This is a genomic window from Paraburkholderia aspalathi, assembly GCF_905220735.1.
GTDB lineage: Bacteria > Pseudomonadota > Gammaproteobacteria > Burkholderiales > Burkholderiaceae > Paraburkholderia > Paraburkholderia aspalathi.
The window spans coordinates 2,001,098-2,021,970 of sequence record NZ_CAJNBA010000001.1 but is presented as its reverse complement, the minus strand read 5'-3'; the positions used below and the strand labels follow the sequence as shown (position 1 = coordinate 2,021,970).

At 59.3% G+C, this 20,873-nt stretch carries 15 protein-coding genes and 1 pseudogene; 6 read left to right on the top strand and 10 right to left on the bottom strand.

From position 1 onward, the window contains the following. Positions 1-1,088: 1,088 nt before the first annotated feature. Positions 1,089-3,056: a YadA family autotransporter adhesin gene (locus KHO30_RS08975; RefSeq protein WP_211700606.1), complete on the bottom strand. Its 1,968-nt coding sequence runs from the start codon at positions 3,054-3,056 to the stop codon at positions 1,089-1,091. A gap of 443 nt (positions 3,057-3,499) precedes the next feature. Between KHO30_RS08975 and KHO30_RS08970 the strand changes: the two genes are divergently transcribed. The 5 genes and pseudogenes from KHO30_RS08970 to KHO30_RS39205 form a co-directional block, all read left to right on the top strand. Next, the gene (locus KHO30_RS08970; protein WP_211700605.1) at positions 3,500-4,309 is read left to right on the top strand and encodes a response regulator transcription factor; all 810 of its coding nucleotides are present in this window, start codon (positions 3,500-3,502) and stop codon (positions 4,307-4,309) included. A 7-nt stretch (positions 4,310-4,316) separates the two neighbouring features. After that, positions 4,317-6,632 (top strand): sensor histidine kinase, encoded by a 2,316-nt coding sequence (locus tag KHO30_RS08965; protein WP_211700604.1) that lies wholly within the window; start codon positions 4,317-4,319, stop codon positions 6,630-6,632. 197 nt (positions 6,633-6,829) lie between these two features. Continuing rightward, complete coding sequence (locus KHO30_RS08960; protein WP_211700603.1) at positions 6,830-9,046, top strand: TonB-dependent siderophore receptor; 2,217 nt, start codon at positions 6,830-6,832, stop codon at positions 9,044-9,046. A gap of 147 nt (positions 9,047-9,193) precedes the next feature. Further along, positions 9,194-10,762, top strand: coding sequence for a sensor domain-containing diguanylate cyclase (locus tag KHO30_RS08955; protein WP_342345953.1), 1,569 nt, complete (start codon positions 9,194-9,196; stop codon positions 10,760-10,762). Further along, a pseudogene (locus KHO30_RS39205) lies at positions 10,713-10,835 on the top strand (IS5/IS1182 family transposase); the annotation flags it as partial. The gene KHO30_RS08955 and the pseudogene KHO30_RS39205, both read left to right, overlap by 50 nt. A 20-nt stretch (positions 10,836-10,855) precedes the next feature. On the opposite strand, the gene KHO30_RS08950 reads toward KHO30_RS39205, so the two are convergent. The 9 genes from KHO30_RS08950 to KHO30_RS08910 form a co-directional block, all read right to left on the bottom strand. Beyond that, the gene (locus KHO30_RS08950; RefSeq protein WP_211700601.1) at positions 10,856-11,566 is read right to left on the bottom strand and encodes an SDR family NAD(P)-dependent oxidoreductase; all 711 of its coding nucleotides are present in this window, start codon (positions 11,564-11,566) and stop codon (positions 10,856-10,858) included. 211 nt (positions 11,567-11,777) lie between these two features. Further along, a complete protein-coding gene (locus tag KHO30_RS08945; protein WP_211700600.1) occupies positions 11,778-12,461 on the bottom strand; it encodes a hypothetical protein in 684 nt (227 codons plus the stop codon). Beyond that, positions 12,458-13,864: a selenium-binding protein SBP56-related protein gene (locus KHO30_RS08940; protein WP_093645770.1), complete on the bottom strand. Its 1,407-nt coding sequence runs from the start codon at positions 13,862-13,864 to the stop codon at positions 12,458-12,460. Before KHO30_RS08940 ends, KHO30_RS08945 begins: the two co-directional genes overlap by 4 nt. 135 nt (positions 13,865-13,999) lie before the next feature. Then, complete coding sequence (locus tag KHO30_RS08935) at positions 14,000-14,878, bottom strand: ABC transporter permease (RefSeq protein WP_200621158.1); 879 nt, start codon at positions 14,876-14,878, stop codon at positions 14,000-14,002. Then, positions 14,875-15,705, bottom strand: coding sequence for an ABC transporter ATP-binding protein (locus tag KHO30_RS08930; protein ID WP_211700599.1), 831 nt, complete (start codon positions 15,703-15,705; stop codon positions 14,875-14,877). The genes KHO30_RS08935 and KHO30_RS08930 overlap by 4 nt, the downstream gene beginning before the upstream one ends. Positions 15,706-15,775: 70 nt before the next feature. Beyond that, entirely contained in the window at positions 15,776-16,828 is a 1,053-nt protein-coding gene (locus KHO30_RS08925) for an ABC transporter substrate-binding protein (protein ID WP_200621160.1), read from the bottom strand. A gap of 49 nt (positions 16,829-16,877) precedes the next feature. Beyond that, positions 16,878-17,786 (bottom strand): TauD/TfdA dioxygenase family protein, encoded by a 909-nt coding sequence (locus KHO30_RS08920; protein ID WP_211700598.1) that lies wholly within the window; start codon positions 17,784-17,786, stop codon positions 16,878-16,880. A 183-nt stretch (positions 17,787-17,969) separates the two neighbouring features. Further along, entirely contained in the window at positions 17,970-18,962 is a 993-nt protein-coding gene (locus KHO30_RS08915) for an aliphatic sulfonate ABC transporter substrate-binding protein (RefSeq protein ID WP_408371861.1), read from the bottom strand. A 196-nt stretch (positions 18,963-19,158) separates the two neighbouring features. After that, entirely contained in the window at positions 19,159-20,073 is a 915-nt protein-coding gene (locus KHO30_RS08910) for a LysR family transcriptional regulator (RefSeq protein WP_211700597.1), read from the bottom strand. 128 nt (positions 20,074-20,201) lie between these two features. On the opposite strand from KHO30_RS08910, the gene KHO30_RS08905 reads away from it, so the two are divergent. Continuing rightward, positions 20,202-20,843, top strand: coding sequence for a glutathione S-transferase family protein (locus tag KHO30_RS08905; protein WP_093645759.1), 642 nt, complete (start codon positions 20,202-20,204; stop codon positions 20,841-20,843). Positions 20,844-20,873 lie beyond the last annotated feature (30 nt).

The following is a 20,873-nucleotide window of genomic DNA, read 5'->3' as shown; positions in this document are numbered from 1 at the left end:
GCCCTCGGTGAATGACGAATCCTGAGCGCGAGCGAATACCCACGCTGGCGTAGGAATTCGCATGACTAAGTAGACGATGAGGGTCGGTCAGATGGCCAGTTTTCGGCGAGCTGGCCGCTGAGACGATCGACGAATGTCTGGGTTATGAAGGTCCGAAGGGGGGACGCAGAGGAAGGGCGGTCGCGTGGCGGAGCGCCAATCGGCGGCCAGACTGATGCGCTTTCTTCGCTGAGCCAGTGCCCGGCTCTATTCCGACTGGGATATTCATCGTTACTGCCCCCTCAGTAGCCTGTTGCAACGTTCTCTCGGCTCGTGGCATGACAAATAGTTTTGCGCCAGGCTACACGCACCGTTTTCTTTCTCGCAGCATCTTGAGCACTATGTGAGACAAAGGCCGCCAAGCCATTCGCACTGAATGCGACATCTCTCTTTATTCAATCGTGTAATGGAAAGAAAGATAAGCGCCCGCGGGAACTTTCTCATAGCTCTTTTAATTTGTCTACAAAAAGCCTTTGCGACCATGGGCCTAATGCGAATTCGCCTTTTGACTGTGTCGCACTCGACACAGCATGGCGTTCGCGTCGTGGCCATAAAGCGCTATCAAGAGCTGCCGAGCCGTGCTGCGGTGGTCATTGATGCGTGCAACGTACTTGATTTCAAAATTCATTCGTCACCAGAACAAGCTAAATATCGGTCAGAATTTCCTTAAGAGATTATGAATTCCCGGCGCTCTTCCCGGTACTTTTTTAAGTCAGTTTTGTGAAACAATTCTTATTAATAAAATTCATGCAAGGCAGATAACGAAGACTCTTCCAGCCTCGCCATTGCTCTCACGCCCTTATGAAAGCCAGGGAGTGAAAATTAAATGGAAATTCATTCGTGGTGCTGTGTTCCCAGACGTTTCTATTCCTTCAGTGTCTGCCCGCTCCGACTGATTCGTTTTTTGTAGAAGTAGGAGCGGTTTATCGAAGCATTTTCTTTTCGTGCCGCTTCGCACTTTTATGAACATGGTCTTCCTCTGCTAACTTCAGGCGCTTCGCCCGCTGCCGCAACACAAGGGCGACGGCAGCGGGATACCGGCAAATTACTTACCAGCGATAGCCAACGCCCGCGCCTGCACCCACGGAGCCGTGACCAGAGACACCCGTTGTGACTGAGCCTTTGACCATCCACTTTTGCGTCGCGACCGAAAGACCCACAGCCATCGCGGACTGCCCGCCGTAGTTGCCGGCCGCGAGTGCTACAACCTTCTCACCCGGCAACACAGCTTGCGGCAAGTTCGCCATGGCGATTGCGGATGCTGTACCCGCGCTCGCGTCACGGCGATATTTCTGCATGTCGTCGCGAACGCTGTTGATTGCACCATTCAGCTGTCGCACGTTGACCGCATCAGTCGGAGCCGTACCGTCTGCGACGTTGGTAATCTGACGCTCAGCACCCGGCGCACCAACCGAAACTGTGTTGTCCCGGTCTGCAACTGAATTTGCACCCAAGGCAACCGAATTATTCGCGGTGGCCTGGCTGTTGGTGCCGATTGCAGTCGAATCCGTGCCGGTGACTTTGGAATTCGTGCCGATGGCGGTTGCGCGCGCAGCCGTGACAGTCGAGTTCGTGCCGATGGCCGTACCATCTTGACCCGAGACATTCGAGCCGTTACCAACAGCCGTTCCATTGGGAACGGATACGACCGAATTGTTACCAACTGCCGTACCTGTCGGGTCTGCAACCGTGCCATTCGAGCCGGATGTCGAAATCCTGTCGACCGTGGTGGTGATTGACGTCAGATTGCTCGAGAGTGCCGAAACCTGCGAAGCAATCGAGAAAAGCTGCGAGCCGTTCACCGCATCCGTGCTGGTGGCGCTGATCTGACCCGCGGCGACATTTTGCAACTGATGTTCCTGACCGACCGCGCCGATACTCACGACGCCGGTCGGCGTCGCGCCTGCGAAGCCACCGAAGGTGACGCCGTTCAGCGTGACGCTACTCACGTTCGTTGCCGCACGTGTGACCGCGCCGGAACCGAGCGCTGTCGATTCTGCGGTCGAAGCCGCGGCTGCGTTACCAATCGCGATTGAATTTGCGCCTGTCGCTTGTGTGAGCGTGCCCAGCGCAATCGCGTTGGCCGATGCGGCGTTCGCATTAAATCCAATCGCGACAGAAGTAATTGCTGATGCGGTTGAAGACTGACCAATTGCAATAGCCGATCCCCCGCTCGCCAAGCTTGAGTTGCCGAGCGCTGTCGAGCTGCCGCCGCTTGCCGTCGCTAAGGGACCAATTGCCGTGGCGCTGTTGGTGGTTGCGTTCGAACCGGCCCCTAACGCTACGGAATTCACATCACCTGCCGAGGCATTCTCACCAATAGCGATTGCGTTCTGGGCAGTTGCCTGTGCGCGGGAAACTGCAACGCTACCGATACCAGATGCAACGGAATCGACACCAACTGCTGTAGCGTCACCCGCGTTCGCGCTCGCCTGAAAGCCCAGGGCCGTACCGCCGGCGGCCGAACTGTTAGTGCCGACCGCCGTTGAAAACTCCGCAGTAGTGTGTGCCTGAGCACCAATCGCAGTCGAGTTAAGATTTGCCGCACTCGACGCACCACCGAAAGCCACGGCGTTATTTCCGCTTGCGACCGAATTAGCGCCGACTGCCGTGGCATTCTGGCCGCTTGCAGTTACCGTATCACCCAGAGCAGTTGCGGCCCCGCCATTAGCAGTAACGTTAATCCCGACCGCTGTGTTCTGACTCGTGTTGCTCGCGTCACCGGCTACAGCGGGAAAGGTCCCGCCTGTACTCGCGGACGGAGCCGTAGCACCCCCAATCGTTGCAGTCGTCCCTCCGACCTCGCCGCCAACTGCCAGATTATCTGCATGTGCATATCCAGCCGAGAGCGTGAGCGCCGTAAGTGCAGCCAGTGCTACTTTCGACTTCAGCGGTCGACCGACCTGCCCTATTTCCGCTTGTCCCGCTTCGCCCTGCACGCCGCGTTGCGTCTCCGCTGCCGCGACCAGCGCGCCAAATCGGCGATTCCAAACCAATTTATATCTGCTCTTGTTCATTACGTTCCGCTCTCACTCGTCTGATGGCCAATAAAAGGATTCATGTCTGGTCTCCGTCACGCTCTATCTGAGTCTTTAGCTTGCCCATGCCATCTGGTTTTTCTCGGCACGCCGTTCCATAGCGGCGGTCGCTACAACGCGTAGACCGCCACAGTCAAGCCACTGATACCCACGGCTACAAATTTTTGAATTAGAAATTTTTCGTAAGGACGCGAGGAATTATGGGCAGCGTTACTGCCACGATCGTTTTGCCGGAGGGACGAAATGCTTTGCCGGAGGGAAAATTCTTTTGATATCCGTGCGGAAACCGCTCGATTTAAATTGAATTAACAATCTGGTACGCTTCGCAGCTTTATGCTGGCGACCGATCCGCGCGAGCCTCAAGCTGCGCAATCAGCCGCCGTTAACCAGACGGTTACCCGTCAGCTTCTTTCGCCTACACGATGTCGCCCCGAAACAGTGCTCTCACGGATGCCCATCTTCTTGTGGTAGACGACCAGCCAGACCAGCTTCGATTGCTAATTGATGTGCTGCGCAAGGCTGGATGCCGGATCAGCGTCGGATTCGACGGGTCACAGGCGTATCAACGAGCACTGGCGATTTCACCCGACCTGATCCTGATGGACGTACGGATGCCGCGGATGGATGGATTCGCCGCCTGCCGGCTTCTTGCCGCGGACCCTCGCACCTCTGCGATTCCCGTCATATTTCTCACCGTGGCTGGTGACCTTCACGATCGGATCAACGGTCTGGAAATCGGTGGCGTGGACTACGTGCTCAAGCCATTCGAGGCGGACGAGGTACTTGCACGGATTCGCGTTCACCTTGCCCGGACACGCGGCAATCGGGATACGGAAGATGAGGTATCCGCTTCGGACTTCACCGGCAACAGCGTCATCGTTCGCGCAGCCATTCGACATTTGTCGCAAAGGCTGAACGATGCGCCAACGGTTGAACAACTCGCGCGCCTTGTGGGGACCAATGAAAAACGACTGTCGCGTGCGTTCAGGGACAACCTGGGCCGGACAGTATTCGAGTATCTCCGGGACGAGCGCCTGCGGATCGCACAAAAGCTGTTGAGTAGCACGTCATTGAGTATCGCCAGCATCGCCGAAGAAATTGGCTTTTCCAGTGCTGCAAATTTCGCCACGGCGTTTCGTGAGCGATTTGGCATGCCCCCCTCAACGTATCGAGAGGAATATCGCAGCCGGGACCTGGTTGATACCACGGAACCCACCCTCGAGGCAGAGTGACGACATCATGACTACAGCTCGGTGGTTCTGCTTACTGTTCATATGTCTGAGCTGGTGGGCCACTCACTCTTTTGCCGTCGGTCTCGACACCACCGGGAAACAGGCACAACGGGTTCCCACCCTGGACCAGGTGGACGTATTCGAAGACATCTCGGACAAGATGAGGTTGGACGACATACTTACACTGTCCGCGGGAGCCGCGCCAAGCTTCGTTCCGGTGCAGGGAAATCGACTGAAGCCAGGTTTCACCCGCTCGGCATGGTGGCTCCGCGTGGCGGTGGGCAACCATAGTTCAGCAGCCGCCCCGCTCGTGCTCGTGTTCCAGGACGCGCGCCTTCAGAAAGTGGACTTTTACACGGTGTCCAGTGGCCACTGGACACGTGAGGGCATCGATCCTGTCCGACCCGCATCCGAGTCATTTTCATCCCGCTATTCGTTGGTGCATTTCACGCTCGCTCCCGGTGAAAAGCGCATTTTCCTCATCCGGGCAGCCAGCGATACGGCACTCACGCTTGAACCGAGGCTGTATTCCGCAGCGGCATACGACGCGCTGGAGAAACGCGCGGCGCTCTGGGACGGTGGATTGATTGGCGGCACACTTGCACTGGCGTGGTGCGCGCTGCTCATCGCCTATTTTTCCCGCAGTGTCTCGTTTCTCGTCCTAACAGCACTGTGTGCCGTGACAGCGCTGTTCGAAGCTGCGGATCGCGGCTATACGAAGCTATATCTGTGGCCGTTCGCAATCGAGTGGAGTGCGAGAAGTGTGACGGTGCTCGGATGTACTGCCGTGCTGCTGTTCATTGTATTTATCCTGCGCATCTCTCACAGCGAAAAAACAAACCTGCCAGCACGCTACGTACTGTTCGGGTTTGCGTTGCTGGAGTGCGTTGCGGCAATAGGCGCCGCATTCGGCAATCTGTTCGTGTTCGCGCAAGTCGGCGTGTATGTCAATGCGCTGTTCGGTGTCTTCACGGTGATTATCGCTGCACACCTCGCGCGTCAGTCGACCCCCACCGCGCGGATCATGCTGCTCGTCATGATCTTCTCGCTGTTCAGCTTTGCGTTGCGCATGCTCGAAACGCTCGGGTCCTTGCCGACAGCTCTCGCCTGGCTGAAGTCCGACATTCACCCGAACCCCATCGTTGCAATTATTGGGTTAGCCACCAACCTTATTGTGCTCGCAGCGTGGATAAACCACGTCGGAAAGCAGCGAATCGCGGCAAGAACCGAACTCGCAGACTTGCAAAGAACCGAACACGACCGACTCCGCGAACAGGTTGCGCAGCGCACATTGGAGTTGAACGAAGCATTGCTTTACGCCGAGGAGAAAAACCAGCAACTGATCGAAACCTTGGGTTACGTGAGTCATGACCTCCGTGCGCCGCTTGCTACAATTACGGGCTATGCCAGACGGTTGCGGGATCTGGCGGATTCGAAGCAGGTGAAACCTATCCAGGCAATCGAACGCAGCGTGAACTATCAACTCGGCCTGATCGACGAATTGGTCGGGTACGCGAAAACTGAGTTGCAGCCGTTGGATATCGCGCCGGTCGCAACCGACCTGCCTGCACTTCTCGATGACATTGCCGAATACGCGCTCGCACTCTGCTCGCAGTTGAACAATCAGTTTAACTATCAGGCACTGACGTCGTTGCCCCGTCGACTGACGATCGACGGCCGCCGCTTGCAACAGGTACTGCTCAATCTGCTCTCGAACGCGTCCAAGTTCACCCGCGACGGCTTCGTCACGATGACGGTGAGCGCGCGCCTGCAGGACGATCAATGGCACATGGGTTTTGAGGTCACTGATACCGGCATCGGCATCGACGTCGAAGCGCAGTCGAAACTCTTTACGGCTTTTCGCCAGATACAGGCTGTGAACGGTAGCACCGGGCTTGGCCTTATTATTGCGCAGCGCATTGTCAACACCATGGGCGGCGACTTGCGCGTGTCAAGTGCGCCGCATCGCGGCACCTCGTTTACCTTCGAACTCATCGTTCCATCTGCGGCAGATAAGGATGCGTTGCCGTCGAACATCGTAGAGCATTCTTCCGGCGGCTCTGCTCCTATTCGTTCACAACGCAAACACGGGTTCGCCGTTGCCGTTCCTCCAGAGAGCGATCGCCGGGAACTGGCCGTTCTTGCAAAGGACGGACGCCTGACTGACATAGAGCGATGGATAGAAAACATGATCGCCGCTCACCCCACCTGCATCGCATTTCTGACTGACATGCGGCATTGCCTCGAAGCGTTGGATTTCCCAAGCATCGAGGTTCTTGCTCTCGCACCGCACGAAACATACGACGCCTCACGCGCCTGCTAACTTAGCCTGGCTGTTCTCAAGCTAGTGCAACTTTCGGCCGATATCCTCGAAACACTCGTGCGCAATGCAACGAAGAGAGACACGCCACTGAAGCGTGCGACGCTCACCGGAGACAAACGAGGCGGCGGCGGGACGGCTGTCGCTCTTTGACAAACGGGCCGGCCGAGCAGGCTGCCAAGAAAACGGAGCAGCAGAAGATGGTGTGGACAACGGGCGCGAGGCAGCGTGCGATCTCTGTCACAGTGAAGGGGATGTTTTGCGCAGCGGCAGCCGGTCATGCACATGCGCAGGTGACACAACCAGCGAACGATACTCAGGCGAAAAGCGTCGCAGTACAGGCCGATGTGAAGCCCGGCGTCACGCTGTCGGAGATCAAAGTGAAAGACGTGGCAAATGCGGCGTCAGTCGGACTCGTCGGCAAACGCACCGTGACCGGCACGAAGACCGACACACCGATCACCGAGGTTCCTCAAACGATCAACGTCGTCACTGCGCAGCAGATCGAAATGACCGGCGCGACCGACCTCAACCAGGCGCTGCGCTACGTACCAGGCTTCGCATCGTTTGGATCCGACAGCCGCACAGACCTGTATGCGGTGCTGCGCGGCTTTACTCCCACCTTGTTCATCGACGGATTGCAAGCGCCGAATACAACACCCATCGCGAGTTGGCGCGTCGACCCGTACATGATCGACAGCATCACTGTCCTACGCGGGCCGACGTCGGTTCTGTATGGGGCAGGAGATCCGGGCGCGATCGTCGACGTGCAAAGCAAGCGGGCCGACGGCGAGCGCGTGCGCGAGGTGGATGTGCAGGTCGGCAACTACGCGCGCAAGCAGATAATGTTCGACATCGGCGACACGCTCGACGCCGACGGTAAGTACGCGTATCGCTTCGTTGGCGACGCGCGCGACGGCAACGCGGTGACCGGACCGAATGCGGACCAGCGCGTCGCGCTTGCACCGTCGTTTCGCTGGCGACCGGACTCTGGCACTTCGCTGACGCTCACGGCGACCTACCTGCAGGACTGGAATGATATTTCGCATAACTTCCTGCCCGCGCAGGGCACCGTACTGCCAAACCCGAATGGGCAGTTGTCGCATGACGTCTACACGGGAGAACCGACATTCAATGACTACCACAAGAAGCAGTGGTCGCTCGGCTACCAGTTCTCGCACAACCTCAATTCCATCTGGACGTTAAGCCAGAACCTGCGCTGGATGCACCTGTCGCTCAGCGACGCGTCGGTGTTTGGCGGCGGCCTTGCCGAGGGCAGCACGACCGATATCACGCGTTACGCAGGGCTGTTTCAGCCCAACTACAGCCGCTTCGACATCGACAACAACGCGCAGGCACGTTTTGGTACTGGCCAGCTCGAGCATACTGTGCTGCTCGGCTTTCAGTACAACCGGCAGACGACGACCGACAGCGTGTGGCTCGCGCTGGCGCCAGAGCTAAACCTTTACAACCCGGTCTACACGCCGGTCACGACCGCGATCTTCTCGGGCCCGACGTCGCTCGGCCGCCAGGACCAGTACACGACGATGAACACGTTCGGCGTGTACGCGCAGGACCAGGTCAAATGGAACCGCTGGACCTTGACGCTCGGCGGCCGCGAGGATTGGGTCAACACGCGCCTGGATGACCACGAGGCCCGCTTGCAGACGAAACAGGATGTCAGCGCGTTCTCCGGTCGTGTCGGCCTCACGTACGAAGGCGACTACGGGCTGTCGCCATACATTAGTTATTCGACATCGTTCAATCCGGTCATCGGTGTGGACATGTTCGGCGGCGGATTGCCCGAGCCGACGCGCGGCAGGCAGATCGAGGCAGGCCTGCGCTGGCAGCCGGCCCGCAAGAACCTGATGTTGAGCGCAGCCGTCTATCAGATCAACCAGACGAACGTCGTGACACCGGCACCGACGAACCTCGATCCCACAGGAACGTCTTCCGTGCAGACCGGAGAGGTGCGTTCGCGCGGTATCGAGCTGAGCGCGGTCGGAAACGTGACGCGCGAACTCTCCATTATCGCGTCATACATCTATCAGGACGTGAAGAACGTAAAGGCAAACGACGCGTCGCTGAACAACTGGCCGGTCGACATTCCTCGCCCCCGCCAGATGGCGTCGCTGTGGACCGACTGGTCATGGCATACAGGAGCGCTCGCCGGCTTCGGGATCGGTGGAGGGATCCGCTACCAGAGCGCGTCCGCGGGTGCGCCGGACAACTCGCTGACGGTCGCAAGCTATACGCTGTACGACGCGGCACTCCACTATCAGATGCGCAACTGGCGTTTCACACTGAATGCGGCAAACCTGTTCGACCGTCACTACATCAGCGGCTGCCAATCGTACTCGGTCTGCGCATTCGGCAACGAGCGAACCGTGCTAGCCAACGCGAAATACACCTGGTGATAGAGCATTCCCGATTTTGGGGGCGGCTCCAGATAAAGGAATGCGCCTGCGTGCCGATATACTCTGCATGCTCCCGCAATGATCGTGGTATTTCCTACAGAAAATGCCCCGCCGCAAGCTGCGTGCAAGCTGCCCTCGGAGACTAGTTTGATTCTGAATCGACCGTCCATTATCTGGCGGGCGATCGCTTTCGTCGCGATCGTCTGCCTGTCTCTTGTCGTGCTCGATGGCTGGCGGAGTTGGAGCGCCCGGTCAGTCCAGCTCGCTGAAATGGATGTCGCCACGTCGAATCTCTCACAGGCAATGGCTCGACAGGCCGACGACACGTTCAAGGAAGCAGACACGGCGTTGCTGGGCATCGTTGAGCGCGTTCAGCACGATGGGATCGGCCCAGCGGCTCTTAAACGATTGCACGACGTTCTGGTGATGCACCAACAGGAGCTTCCCCAGCTTGCCGGTCTTTTTGTCTATGACGAAAACGGAATCTGGATCGTCAATTCCACGTCGACGCCACTCAATCGATTCAATAACTCGGATCGCGAATATTTCATTTTTCATCGACACAACGCTGATCCGGGTCCGCATATTGGCGTCCCGGTAATAAGCAGATCGAGTGGAAAATGGGTTGTTCCCGTTTCAAGGAGAATCAATAAACCGGATGGCAGTTTCGGCGGCGTTGTGTTGGCAACCGTCGATATTGGTTTCTTTGAGGCCTTCTACAACAACCTTCAGATTGGCAACGCGGGTGCCGTTGCCCTCGTCCTGAATAGCGGCGTGATGCTGATTCGTCGACCGTTCGATGTAAAAGCGATCGGCAAAGACATGCGGGGAACCGAGCTGTACCACTATTACACGACCCGAGGTCCGGCCGGAACGGCTTTCATCAAGTCAGCGCAGGATGGTGTCACGCGGCTGAACAACTATCGTAGCCTCCCGGACTATCCAGTCTTTGTAGCAGCGGCATTGTCCAAGGATGAGATCTTGCATGAGTGGTGGCGCGACACTATCTGGCATTCCTCTGGCGTGCTTTGCCTTGTAATTGTAGTGGGCTTGTTCGGCTGGCATCTGATCCGGCAAATCGAATTGCGCACGACAGCCGAAGCGGAGCTGACAAAGACGCACGCCTCACTTGAAGCGCTCAATCGGACCCTTGAACGACTTGCGATGCAAGACGGCCTGACGGGGCTCGCAAATCGCCGTCAATTCGATGTTGCTTTGCAAAACGAATTCAGTCGTGCCACGCGTCACGCGAGCGCTCTTGCACTGATCATGGTCGACGTTGATTGTTTCAAGCAATACAACGACATTTATGGGCATGCAGCGGGCGATGACTGCCTGCGAACGATTAGTCATCTCATCAGGGACCTGACGGCCCGGCGTCCGGGAGACCTTGCCGCCCGCTATGGTGGAGAAGAGATTGCGGTGCTTCTTCCGAATACGGATGTATTTCACGCCGTGGAAATCGCGGACAATATCCGGAGCGCTATTCGTGGTCTGGAAATTGAACATTCGGGCAACCCGACTGGCTTTGTCACGATAAGCGCAGGTGTCGACGCCCAGATCCCGATTCGAGGCGCGAGCGAGCCTACGGAACTGATACTGGCGGCCGACAAGGCTCTATATGAGGCAAAGAGCACAGGGCGAAATCGGGTACTTGCCGCCAGGGTGGCACGTTACGATGGGACCGGGCAAGCGCAGAAAACTGGCCATGAGTGATCGTCTCGACGTGATATTCGATCAGATCGAACGCCTGAAAACCCGCATCCGTACCGAGATGGAGCATCCATTCCCTGGCGCCCTCGTATTGCTTTAGTGTCCGGCGCTCTGACCGCCGTCGACGTGCAGAATTTCGCCCGTCACGAACGGCGCCGAGTCCAGATACAGGATCGCGTTGACGATGTCGCTCATCTCGCCCATATGGCCCATCGGGTGGAGCGCGCCGAGCGCCCCGTGCGTTTCAGCGGCGTGCATCGGCGACTTGATGATGCCGGGCGAAACCGCGTTCGCACGGATGCCGCGCTTCGCATATTCGATTGCGAGTGACTTAGTGGCTGCGTTCAGACCGCCCTTCGTCAGCGAAGCCAGCACCGACGGCACACCGTCGACGGCGTGCTCGGCCAGGGTCGTCGTGATGCTGACCACGTGGCCGCTATTGTTCTTCTCCATCTCGGCGATCGCCAACTGCGTGATGTAGAAGAAACCGTTCAGATTCACGCCCGTCACCGAAGCGTAGTCTTCAGACGTATAACCGGTGAACGGCTTGGCGATGAAAACACCGGCGTTGTTGATCAGCGTGTCGATGCGGCCGAAGCGTGCCACGCCCTCGGCAATCACGCGACGCGCCGTCGCCGGATCAGCGATGTCACCCGCTACCGTCACGATGTTGGGATCTTCGGACGGCTTGATGCTGCGTGCCGTTGCGACGATGCGGTAATCAAGCTTGCGGAATGCTTTGACGGTCTCGGCACCGATGCCTTGCGATGCGCCAGTAACAACTACGACCTTTTGCGACGTGCTCATGGAATACCTCGAATATTAGATTGGGCTTTCTTGCCCACCGGGCCGGTGGCTCCGATAGGTGCCTAATCTAGGTGTATTCACGCGCTGAGCAAACACCCGCTATGGACAAACTATTTTGCGTGAGCGGAACAAATGGGATCGAGGGTGACGTCCTGTGCGAACGAATCGGGTGACCTGCCGTGGGACGACGCGAGGCCGCCCCTCGCCCCTATCAGCCCTCACCGCCAGACAACGCGGCATTGAACACCAACGAAAGCGCACCCACCAGAATGAGGCTCGATGCCCAGACTGCGTCCAGGTTGAACCAGCTCCGTGACACGAACTTGAGCCCCAGGTAGCGATAGACCAACCAGGCCAGCAGTCCACCAACCGCGATCATGGCGGTGGCATGGACGCCTGAGACAAGCAGCGCCATCCCCAGATTGGCGTCGATCAGTGCGCGTGCGGCCTGATGCCCCCGGTCCATGTCGTAAGACCGGCAAAGCCCGAGATAGATCGGTACCAGCATCAATCCAGCGCCGTGCGCGATGGCAACGGCGAAGGACCAGAGCGCAAGCCGCGACGGCGGGATACGCGCGAGGACACGCGGATGGCGCCGCCAGATCAGAAGGCAGACACCAAAGCCGATGACCAGCACACTCGCGCCGATCTGGATCTCGCGCTGCCAGGTGAGCAGCATTGCAAGCATGGCGAAGGGCACGATCACCACGAACATCGCCAGTACGTGCCCAGCCGCGAGATACAGGAGCGCGGAGAACAGCGCCCGCGCACGTTTTTCCATCAGCCCGCTAGAAACAGCGAGCGGCCATCCCATCGCCGGGTTAAGCCCGTGATAGAGGCCGCTCGCCGCGACGGCTAGCCAAAGGCCGATCTGCGGCCAGCCACTCCCAATCAAGTCCCCACCGACGGGTAGCAGAACGAATCCGTCGAGCAGTCCCCGCCTTCGAGCCGGATCTGGTGAGCCCGGTATCCGTCGGGAAAGTCGACCCAGTACTCCTCGGCCAGTGCAAGGCCGCCGCCCGGTTCAGCCCGCGCCATGACCTGTGCCGCCGGCACACCGGCCGGGTAGAACTGGTCGTCCCACGTCGAGTAGAGCGAGTTGGTCCAGTAGACGCGCTTCCCGTCACGACTGATCTCGACCATCTGCGGACCACCCGCGAAGGTCTGACCGTTCGGGTGAGGCGTGCGCCGTACGATCCCGCCGATGTGCACCGATCCCGTGAGTTTCGGTTTGCGGGGTTCCGTCACGTCGTATTGGCGCATTTCGCCGGTTCCCCAGCAGGCGACGTACAGGAATTTGTCGTCGATGGAGAGATCGATGTCGGTGACGAGCGGCGGCACCGCGCCGAATCCCTGCAGCAAGGGCGGAAGCAGTTCCGGATCTGCGGGCTCGGGTGGAATCGTCGCGGTCTTCTCGATGTGAAACTTTCCATCCTCCCGCCACCAGGTCCAGATCGATCCTTCAAGGTTCGTCGTATCCACCACCACGCCAATGAAACCGTATTCGCGGCTGGGATCGTGCGCGGGCCGCACTTCGAGCGCCATCTGATGGTTGGCGCCGAGGTCGATCGTTTGCACGTTGCGCCGCGCCCGCAGATCCCAGAAGTGGATGTGGTGCCCGTACTTGTTCGAGAGAAGATCTTCGGGGACGATCCCGTTCTCGAATTGCGGCGGCAACGCCCACTCGCTCGACACCATGTAGTCGCGCGGCAGGTTCCACCAGAAATCGTAGTGTTTTTCCTGGGGCCCGCGGTCGATTTCCCAGCGGCCAAGGACCTCGAAAGTCTCGCAGTCCATGATAAAGATTCCCGGCGGCCCGTCTGTGCCATCCTTCCCAGCGCCGCCGAGCGTGCTGACGTAGATGCCTTCCGGTCCGCAATGAACCGTGTGGGGACGCGAGTAGCCCGTCTTGCGGAAGATTTCCTCGGGTTCGATGATCTTGTGGATCTTCGCCTGAGTCGGATGGGGCTTGGTATCCACGATGTAGATGCGCGAGGAGCGCATCCCCGGAATGATCAGATAACGCCGTTCGAGAAAGGCGTGGCCGGTCAGCGGCGAGAGTGACGACGAGCAGGCGTTCCAGCCGAAGTGGTGAAACTCGTCCCCCTTGTTCGGCACCGGCACCGTATGAACCACCTGGCTGTAGGTTGGCGATCCAGGCTTCACGTCTATCACAGCGAGTGCATCGGGCTGCGAGAAATCGGGGCTGAGCAGCAGCGTATAAGCGAAGTCTTCCGCTGGCGCATCCATGGCGAGTTTCGGCGATGCGTGAAACGTAGGATCTGGGCGCATTCCCATGACGGGGTCTCCTGTCGATCTGGTTCGGGGCCGGTAGCGGATGGAGCGACCGGTTGTTTCGCGAACTTCAGCGCGCTTCCCATTTCGTCATACTTAAGCGCGTTACCGTACCCTCATTGTCGCGACATTGGACCGTTAGTGCTGCACGCCCCAACGCCGCACGGTCACGCGTTCGAGCGTATCGAACACCAGATGCTCGATCAGCAGGCCAATCACGATGACGGCAGCCAGCCCCGCGAAAACGCGATCCGTATACAACTCGTTGCGATTCTGAAAGATATACCACCCCAGCCCACCGCTGCCGGAACTCGCACCGAATACGAGTTCGGCGGCGATCAGCGTGCGCCACGCAAAGGCCCAACCCACGCGCAGGCCGGCAAGAATCGACGGCAAGGCGGCCGGCACCAGGATCAACAGCACATGGCGCATACCGGTGAGGCCGTAGTTACGTCCCGTCATGCGCAGCGTCGCCGGCACCGATTGAAAACCGGAGTACGTGTTGAGCGCAAGCGGCCACAGCACCGAGTGCACCAGCACGAACAGCAGGCTGCCGGTGCCAAGGCCGAACCAGAGCAAAGCGAGCGGCAACAGCGCGATGGAAGGCAACGGGTTGAACATCGCGGTCAGCATCGAGAGTAAATCGCGGCCTATGCGCGTCGATACTGCAAGCGAGGTCAGAACAAAGGCGAGTGCGGCGCCAAGCAGATAGCCGCGCAGCAGCACGGACATTGACACCGCCGTTTTCTGCAGCAGTTCGCCCGACCAGACACCTTGTACGAAGGCGCTGAACGTCGCGCCGAAAGTCGGCAGCAGCAGATCGTTGTCGACCGCACGCGCGGCGATTTCCCATATCGCGATCAACACCAGCGCAATCAGCGTCTTGCGCAACCAGCTTTGCGCAAAGAGGCGCTTGCCGAGCGGAAGCGGTGCTTCGAGAACAAGTTCACCGAGCGGTTCGAGCGGACGCTCATACTCTTCGCGAACCGGCGGTAGCAGGACGGTGGGCGTACTCATTGAACGGCCTCCGTTTGTTCGAACAACAGGTGATGGATGCGCGCAACGCTGTGCTGAAAGTCGCTGCGTCCGAAACTATCCTGCGAATACTGGTGACTGTTCAGCTCGGCGCGTACGCGGCCTGGATGCGGCGACAGCAACAGAATCCGGTTGCCGACCACGAGCGCCTCTTCGATTGAATGCGTGACGAACAGCAGCGTGAAGTTCACCTCTTCCCACAGGCGCAGCAGTTCCTCCTGCATCTTGCGGCGAGTCAGCGCATCGAGCGCGGCAAACGGTTCGTCCATCAGCAGCACGCGCGGTTGCATCGCCAACGCGCGGGCAATTGCAACGCGCTGCTTCATACCGCCCGACAATGTATGCGGATAGGCATTGGCAAACGAAGCCAGCCCCACCTTGTCGAGATAATGCAGCGCACGTTCTTTGGCTTCGGCACGCGAAAGCTTCTTCGCCACCCGCAGCGGGAAAGCGACGTTCTGCAGAACCGTTTTCCATGGCGGCAACTGGTCGAATTCCTGAAACACGACAATACGATCGGCGCCTGGGCTGCGCACGGCAACGCCGTCGAGCGAGATGCTGCCCGACGTCGGCTGGATGAAACCGGCCACGGCTTTGAGCAGCGTCGACTTGCCGCAACCCGAGGGGCCAAGCAGCACGAAGCGGTCGCCGCCATACACGTCGAAACTCACATCGTGGGTCGCGCGAACGATCCGTTCACGCGTGCGGTATTCGAGGTTGACGTGTTCGACCGCGAGCAGTCTTTCGCTGGTCGCCGGAGCGGCCTGCTCAGCATCGTTCGGAAACAGCAAGGTAGGATTGGCCACCATCAGATCGCTTCCTGTAAGCCGACCGCGCGCGCCGATGAATAGCCGGCGAAGCTCGAGAAGAAAATCACGCTCAACTTCCCGCCGCGGTTGCCGGATCGTCGAAGAAATAATCCTTCCACGACTTCGGCTCGTTTTTGATAACTCCGACGCGATACATGAACTGCGCGAGTCCAAACGTGTTCTGCGGCGCGACCTTGAACTGCACTTGCGGGTCCTTGATGACCTTCAGCAGCAGATTGCGGTCGATTTTCGACTGGTTCGTGCGGATGTAGATATCGGCTGCGGCATCGGGATTCGCCGAGATAAATCGTGCGGCATCCGCCAGCGCATCGACGAACGCGCGATAGGTCTTCGGATTGTTGTCGCGGAATTTTTCTGTCGCGTACAGCACAGTTGCGGAGCTCGGACCACCCAGCACGTCGTACGAATTCAGCACGATGTGCGCCTTCGGATTGCCGGCGAGTTCCTGCTCCTGAAACGGCGGATTGCCAAAGTGCCCGGTGATTTCCGTGCCGCCCGCGATGATCGCCGCCGCGGCATCGGGATGCGGCAGCGCCTGCGTGAACTTGTCGAGGCGGTTGTAATCCTTGTCGCCCCAGCGCTTCGCCGCCGCGTATTGCAGCACGCGCGATTGCACAGACACATTGACCGCCGGCAGCGCGATACGGTCCTTCTCGGTAAAGTCGGCGATCGTCTTGACATTGGGATTGTTGCTGACGAGGTAGTACGGCAGATTACCGAGCGACGCCACGCCCTTCACGTTCTGCTTGCCATGTGTGCGGTCCCAGATCGTCAGCAACGGGCCAACGCCGGCACCGGCGACATCCACCGCGCCGGAGAGCAGCGCGTCGTTGACCGCGGAGCCGCCCGAGAGCTTCACCCAGTCAACCTTGATATCGAGGCCCTGCTTGCGCCCTTCTTTCTCGACGAATTGCTGGTCGCGCGCCACGTTCAGCAGCAGATAGACGATGCCGAACTGTTCGGCGATGCGGATCTGCCCTTCGGCGTGCGCGGGTACGGATGCGCCGAAGCCGGCGACACCCATCGATAAAGTAAGCAGCGTGGCGGTCAAACGACGGGAAAGAGACGACCGAAGAGCGGTCGGGTGAAACCTGGCAAGCATCGGAACTCCGGTCAGCATGTGATAGTGGTTATAGCGGGCGGCGTTGCCGTCAGAACGGCACGTCGCCTTCAATCGTCGTGCGATACAGTTTGCGGCGCAGATGATCCGGCGTGCCAGCCGCGAGATGCATCAGCGAGCGGTTGTCCCAGAACACCATGTCGTGTTCGGACCATTGATGCCGGTACAGATGCTCGGGGCGCACACTGTGCGCGAAAATCTCTTCGAGCAGCGATTTGCTCTCGTCTTCCGGCAAGCCGATCACACGGGTCGTGAAATGCTCGCTGACGAAGAGCGCGCGCCGCCCGGTCTCAGGATGGGTGCGCACGATCGGCTGGACCACCGGTTTCACCTGTGCGATCTGCTCCGCCGACAGATTCGGCCGCCACGGGCTGCGCTTCTGCAGTTCCGCGTATTTCGCTAGATACGTGTGTTCCGCCGAACGCCCTTCCACTGCGCTGCGCAAGTGCGCCGGCAATGTGTCCCACGCAAGGTGCATGTTGGCGAACAACGTGTCGCCGCCTTCCGAAGGCAGCTCCTGCGCATGCAGAAGCGAACCGAGGCTCGGCTTCTCCTTGTACGACAGATCGGAATGCCAGTAATGACCGGCGTCACCGAGACCGATCGGCTGGCCGTTCTCGACGATGTTCGAGACGACCAGCACCTCCGGATAACCCGGCAACTGGAATTGATGCAGCACGTGAATCTGCAGCGGGCCGAAGCGGCGACTGAAGGCAATCTGCTGATCCGGCGTAATGCGTTGATCGCGAAACACCAGCACGTGATGATCCAGATGCGCGCGGTGAATGCGTGCGAAATCCTCCTGACCTAACGGCTTGCTGAGATCGAGCCCCAGAACTTCAGCGCCGACGGGACCGTCGAAATCGCGAATTTCGATGTGCTGGGCTTGATTGGCATGGCCAGCGGCGCTGGCGGCGGTGGGTGTAATAGCAGTCGTCACAGGAAGCTCTTCGTCGAATCTGTTCGAAGGACGCCGGCAAAGGCGAAGTCAGACGAATTTACCGGTGCATACGCGCGACGACAACGAAGCAAATCCCATACGGTTATCTGCTGGAGTGATAAACCCGATGCTTTAACGCGCTGCGGGCCGCGTTCGGCCCCAAACCCCTGTTCGCTGCAGGGCTTATCCACCAGAAGCTGTGGTCGGAGTGGTGGTCGAAACGGCCGCTGTTTCGGCCCGCTTCGTGGTGAAGTTCCAGCGTTGCGCTGTGGCCGTATCGACCGGCGCCGGCAGAAGACCCGCTCGATAGAAGGTGTCGGCGATCTTTTGCTGCTCACCGAAATTCTGCGCGTCTACAGCGCGTACGGCATAGCTGCGGCGTCCATTCGCACGCTCGATCGTCGCTGCGTCCAGGCCCCAGATCGGCGCGAGCAGCTTTGCCGCATCGTCAGGATGGCTGCGGACCCATCCCCCCGCCGACGTCAACTGTGCAACCACGATGCTGATCACATCCGGGTGAGCCGCGGCGAAGCTGCTGGACGCGAGGTAGTACCGTTGATACGAGGCGAGGCCTTCACCGTTGGCGAGGATGCGCACGTCCGGCGCTTTGTCCACCGACGCGACATACGGATCCCAGGTGATCCAGGCATCCACGCTGCCGCGCTCGAACGCGGCACGTCCATCGGCGGGCGTCAGATAGCTGATGCGTACGTCAGCAGGTGCAAGGCCCGCTTTGGCGAGCGCGGCGAGCAACAGATAGTGGCTGCCTGCCGCCTTGGTCACCGCGATGCGCTGGCCTTTCAGGTCGGCAAGCGTATGCAGCGGCCCGTCGCGCTTCACGATGATGGCCTGGGCGCCAGGCGACGGCGCTTCCTGTGCAACATAGACAAAACGTGCATGAGCGGCCTGGGCAAACACCGGAACCGTATCGGCAACATCGGCGCTAAAGTCGACCGCGTCGGCGTTAAGCGCTTCGGTCAGCGGCAAGCCGCTGGCAAACTCGTTCCAGCTAATGCTGACGCCTAGCGGCGCCAGCGCCTGCTCGAGCGAACCACGCACCTTCAGGATCGTGATGAGCGTTGAAGACTTTTGATAGCCGATCCGCAGTTTTATCGGAGCCGAAGAATTGGTGGCGGTCTGCGCGTGAGCGGTACTGATGACGAGCAACGAAGTCAGCGCCGCACGAGCGAGCAAACGAAAAATAGAAAAGGTCACGGCTCGAAATTCCGGTCTGGTCAATACGATCAAACCGCGATCGTAACAACGCCGAATCGCATGGATAAGCGAGCGTTTTAACTATGCTTAGCAGGCTAAGGCATAACGATGAAAAACGGCATTGAGAGCCAGTGCGTACTCCATGCTCTGCGAGGCGCTAACCGTCCACCGGCGCCTCGAGCCTTCTTCTGATCACGTCGATCAACGCGCGTACCTTTGCCGTCGGATAACGGGTAGGCGGAAACACCGCGTAGATGCCCTTGGGTTTTCCGGCCCAATCCGGCAACAGACGCACCAGTCGCCCCGCCGCCACATCGTCAGCGATCGAAAAATCCGTCAGCAATCCGAAGCCACCGCCCGCGAGCGTCGCCGCACGGGCTGAATCGGCCGTATTCACCAGCAGAACATTCTCGCAGCGCACGCTTTGTTTTGCGCCTTTCACGCGCTGCAGCTCAAGCGTAAGTGGATGCTGCAAGACAGATAGCGCGACATGAGGCATGGGCGCGAGCGCAGCCGGCGTCTTCGGCTTACCCCATGTATTGATGAACTCCGGACTCGCAACGATCCATTTGACGAAGCCACCCAGCTTCACGGCGCGGTAGCCCGAGTCGGCAAGCTGTCCCAGACGGATGGCCACGTCGATGCCTTCCGCGATCAGATCGACATAGTGGTCGTTGCAGACCAGTTCGATGTCGAGTTCCGGATACGCACGGCGCATCTCCACCAACGCGGGTGTCACCACCAACGCTCCATAGTCGATCGGCGCATTCACGCGCAACGTGCCGCGCAACGGCGCCGATTCCCCTGTTACGGCCGATAGCGCTTCCTCCGCCGCCAGCAATATCTTGCAACTTGCCTCGTAGAAGGCACGCCCGCTCTCGGTCACGCTGAGCCGCCTTGTGGTTCGGACCAGCAGACCCGCGCCGATTTCGCGCTCGAGCCGCTGCAGATGCGTGCTGACCATGGTTTTCGTGAGGCCGAGACGCGCCGCGGCGGCGGTAAACGAGCCCGCTTCCACCACAGCAACGAAAATCGCAAGGCGGTTCAGATTGACATCTTTTAGATCTGCCATTCGCCGATTGTCCATCTTTGATTGATTATGTTTTCTAGCTTAGCAGGCTTCTGCGCGGCGCCACGGACCGGTACGCTTACTCCATGCCAGTCGACGGTTGTCGGCTTTCCCCGCCCCAGGAGCTTTCAATGTCAGCCGCTAAACCCGCCCAGCCCATCCGCCTTCACACTACGCTTCTCTCCGGGCACGGACACCGCGTCAAGTTGTTCCTGACTTTGCTCGATCTGCCTTTTGAAGTGATCGAGCTGAACATGGCTGCCGGCGACAATCGTCGCCCGGAATACCTGAAGCTCAACCCGTTCGGCCAGGTGCCGACGATCGAAGACGGCGAGACGGTGCTGTTCGATTCCAACGCAATCCTCGTCTATCTGGCGAAACGCTATGGCGACCCGTCATGGCTGCCGGAAGACGCGCTCGGCGCCGCCACCGTGCAACGGTGGCTGTCGCTCGCAGCTGGGCAGATCGCATATGGACCGTGCGCCGCGCGGCTGGTCACCGTATTCGGTGCGCCGCTCAATCTCGACACCGCGCAGAAGATCGCGCTCAAGCTGTTCGACGTGCTCGACGCGGAGCTTGCCGACAAGAATTTCGCTACGGGCGACCACGTAAGCATTGCCGACATCGCCGCGCATACGTACATCGCCCATGCGCCGGAAGGCGGTGTCTCGCTCGAGCCGTACCCGAACATCCGGGCGTGGCTCCGCCGTGTTGAAGCGCTGCCGCGCTTCATCGCGATGCCTGCGACGAAGGCTGGACTGCTCGCCGCCTAACCAGAGAAATGCATACGCCCTAACGGGCAG

Excerpts from the sequence above, each read along its gene's own strand:
- KHO30_RS08975 (WP_211700606.1), bottom strand. The coding sequence starts at position 3,056 with ATGAACAAGAGCAGATATAAATTGGTTTGGAATCGCCGATTTGGCGCG.
- KHO30_RS08970 (WP_211700605.1), top strand. The coding sequence starts at position 3,500 with ATGTCGCCCCGAAACAGTGCTCTCACGGATGCCCATCTTCTTGTGGTA.
- KHO30_RS08965 (WP_211700604.1), top strand. The coding sequence starts at position 4,317 with ATGACTACAGCTCGGTGGTTCTGCTTACTGTTCATATGTCTGAGCTGG.
- KHO30_RS08960 (WP_211700603.1), top strand. The coding sequence starts at position 6,830 with ATGGTGTGGACAACGGGCGCGAGGCAGCGTGCGATCTCTGTCACAGTG.
- KHO30_RS08950 (WP_211700601.1), bottom strand. The coding sequence starts at position 11,566 with ATGAGCACGTCGCAAAAGGTCGTAGTTGTTACTGGCGCATCGCAAGGC.
- KHO30_RS08940 (WP_093645770.1), bottom strand. The coding sequence starts at position 13,864 with ATGGGAATGCGCCCAGATCCTACGTTTCACGCATCGCCGAAACTCGCC.
- KHO30_RS08935 (WP_200621158.1), bottom strand. The coding sequence starts at position 14,878 with ATGAGTACGCCCACCGTCCTGCTACCGCCGGTTCGCGAAGAGTATGAG.
- KHO30_RS08930 (WP_211700599.1), bottom strand. The coding sequence starts at position 15,705 with ATGGTGGCCAATCCTACCTTGCTGTTTCCGAACGATGCTGAGCAGGCC.
- KHO30_RS08925 (WP_200621160.1), bottom strand. The coding sequence starts at position 16,828 with ATGCTTGCCAGGTTTCACCCGACCGCTCTTCGGTCGTCTCTTTCCCGT.
- KHO30_RS08910 (WP_211700597.1), bottom strand. The coding sequence starts at position 20,073 with ATGGCAGATCTAAAAGATGTCAATCTGAACCGCCTTGCGATTTTCGTT.
- KHO30_RS08905 (WP_093645759.1), top strand. The coding sequence starts at position 20,202 with ATGTCAGCCGCTAAACCCGCCCAGCCCATCCGCCTTCACACTACGCTT.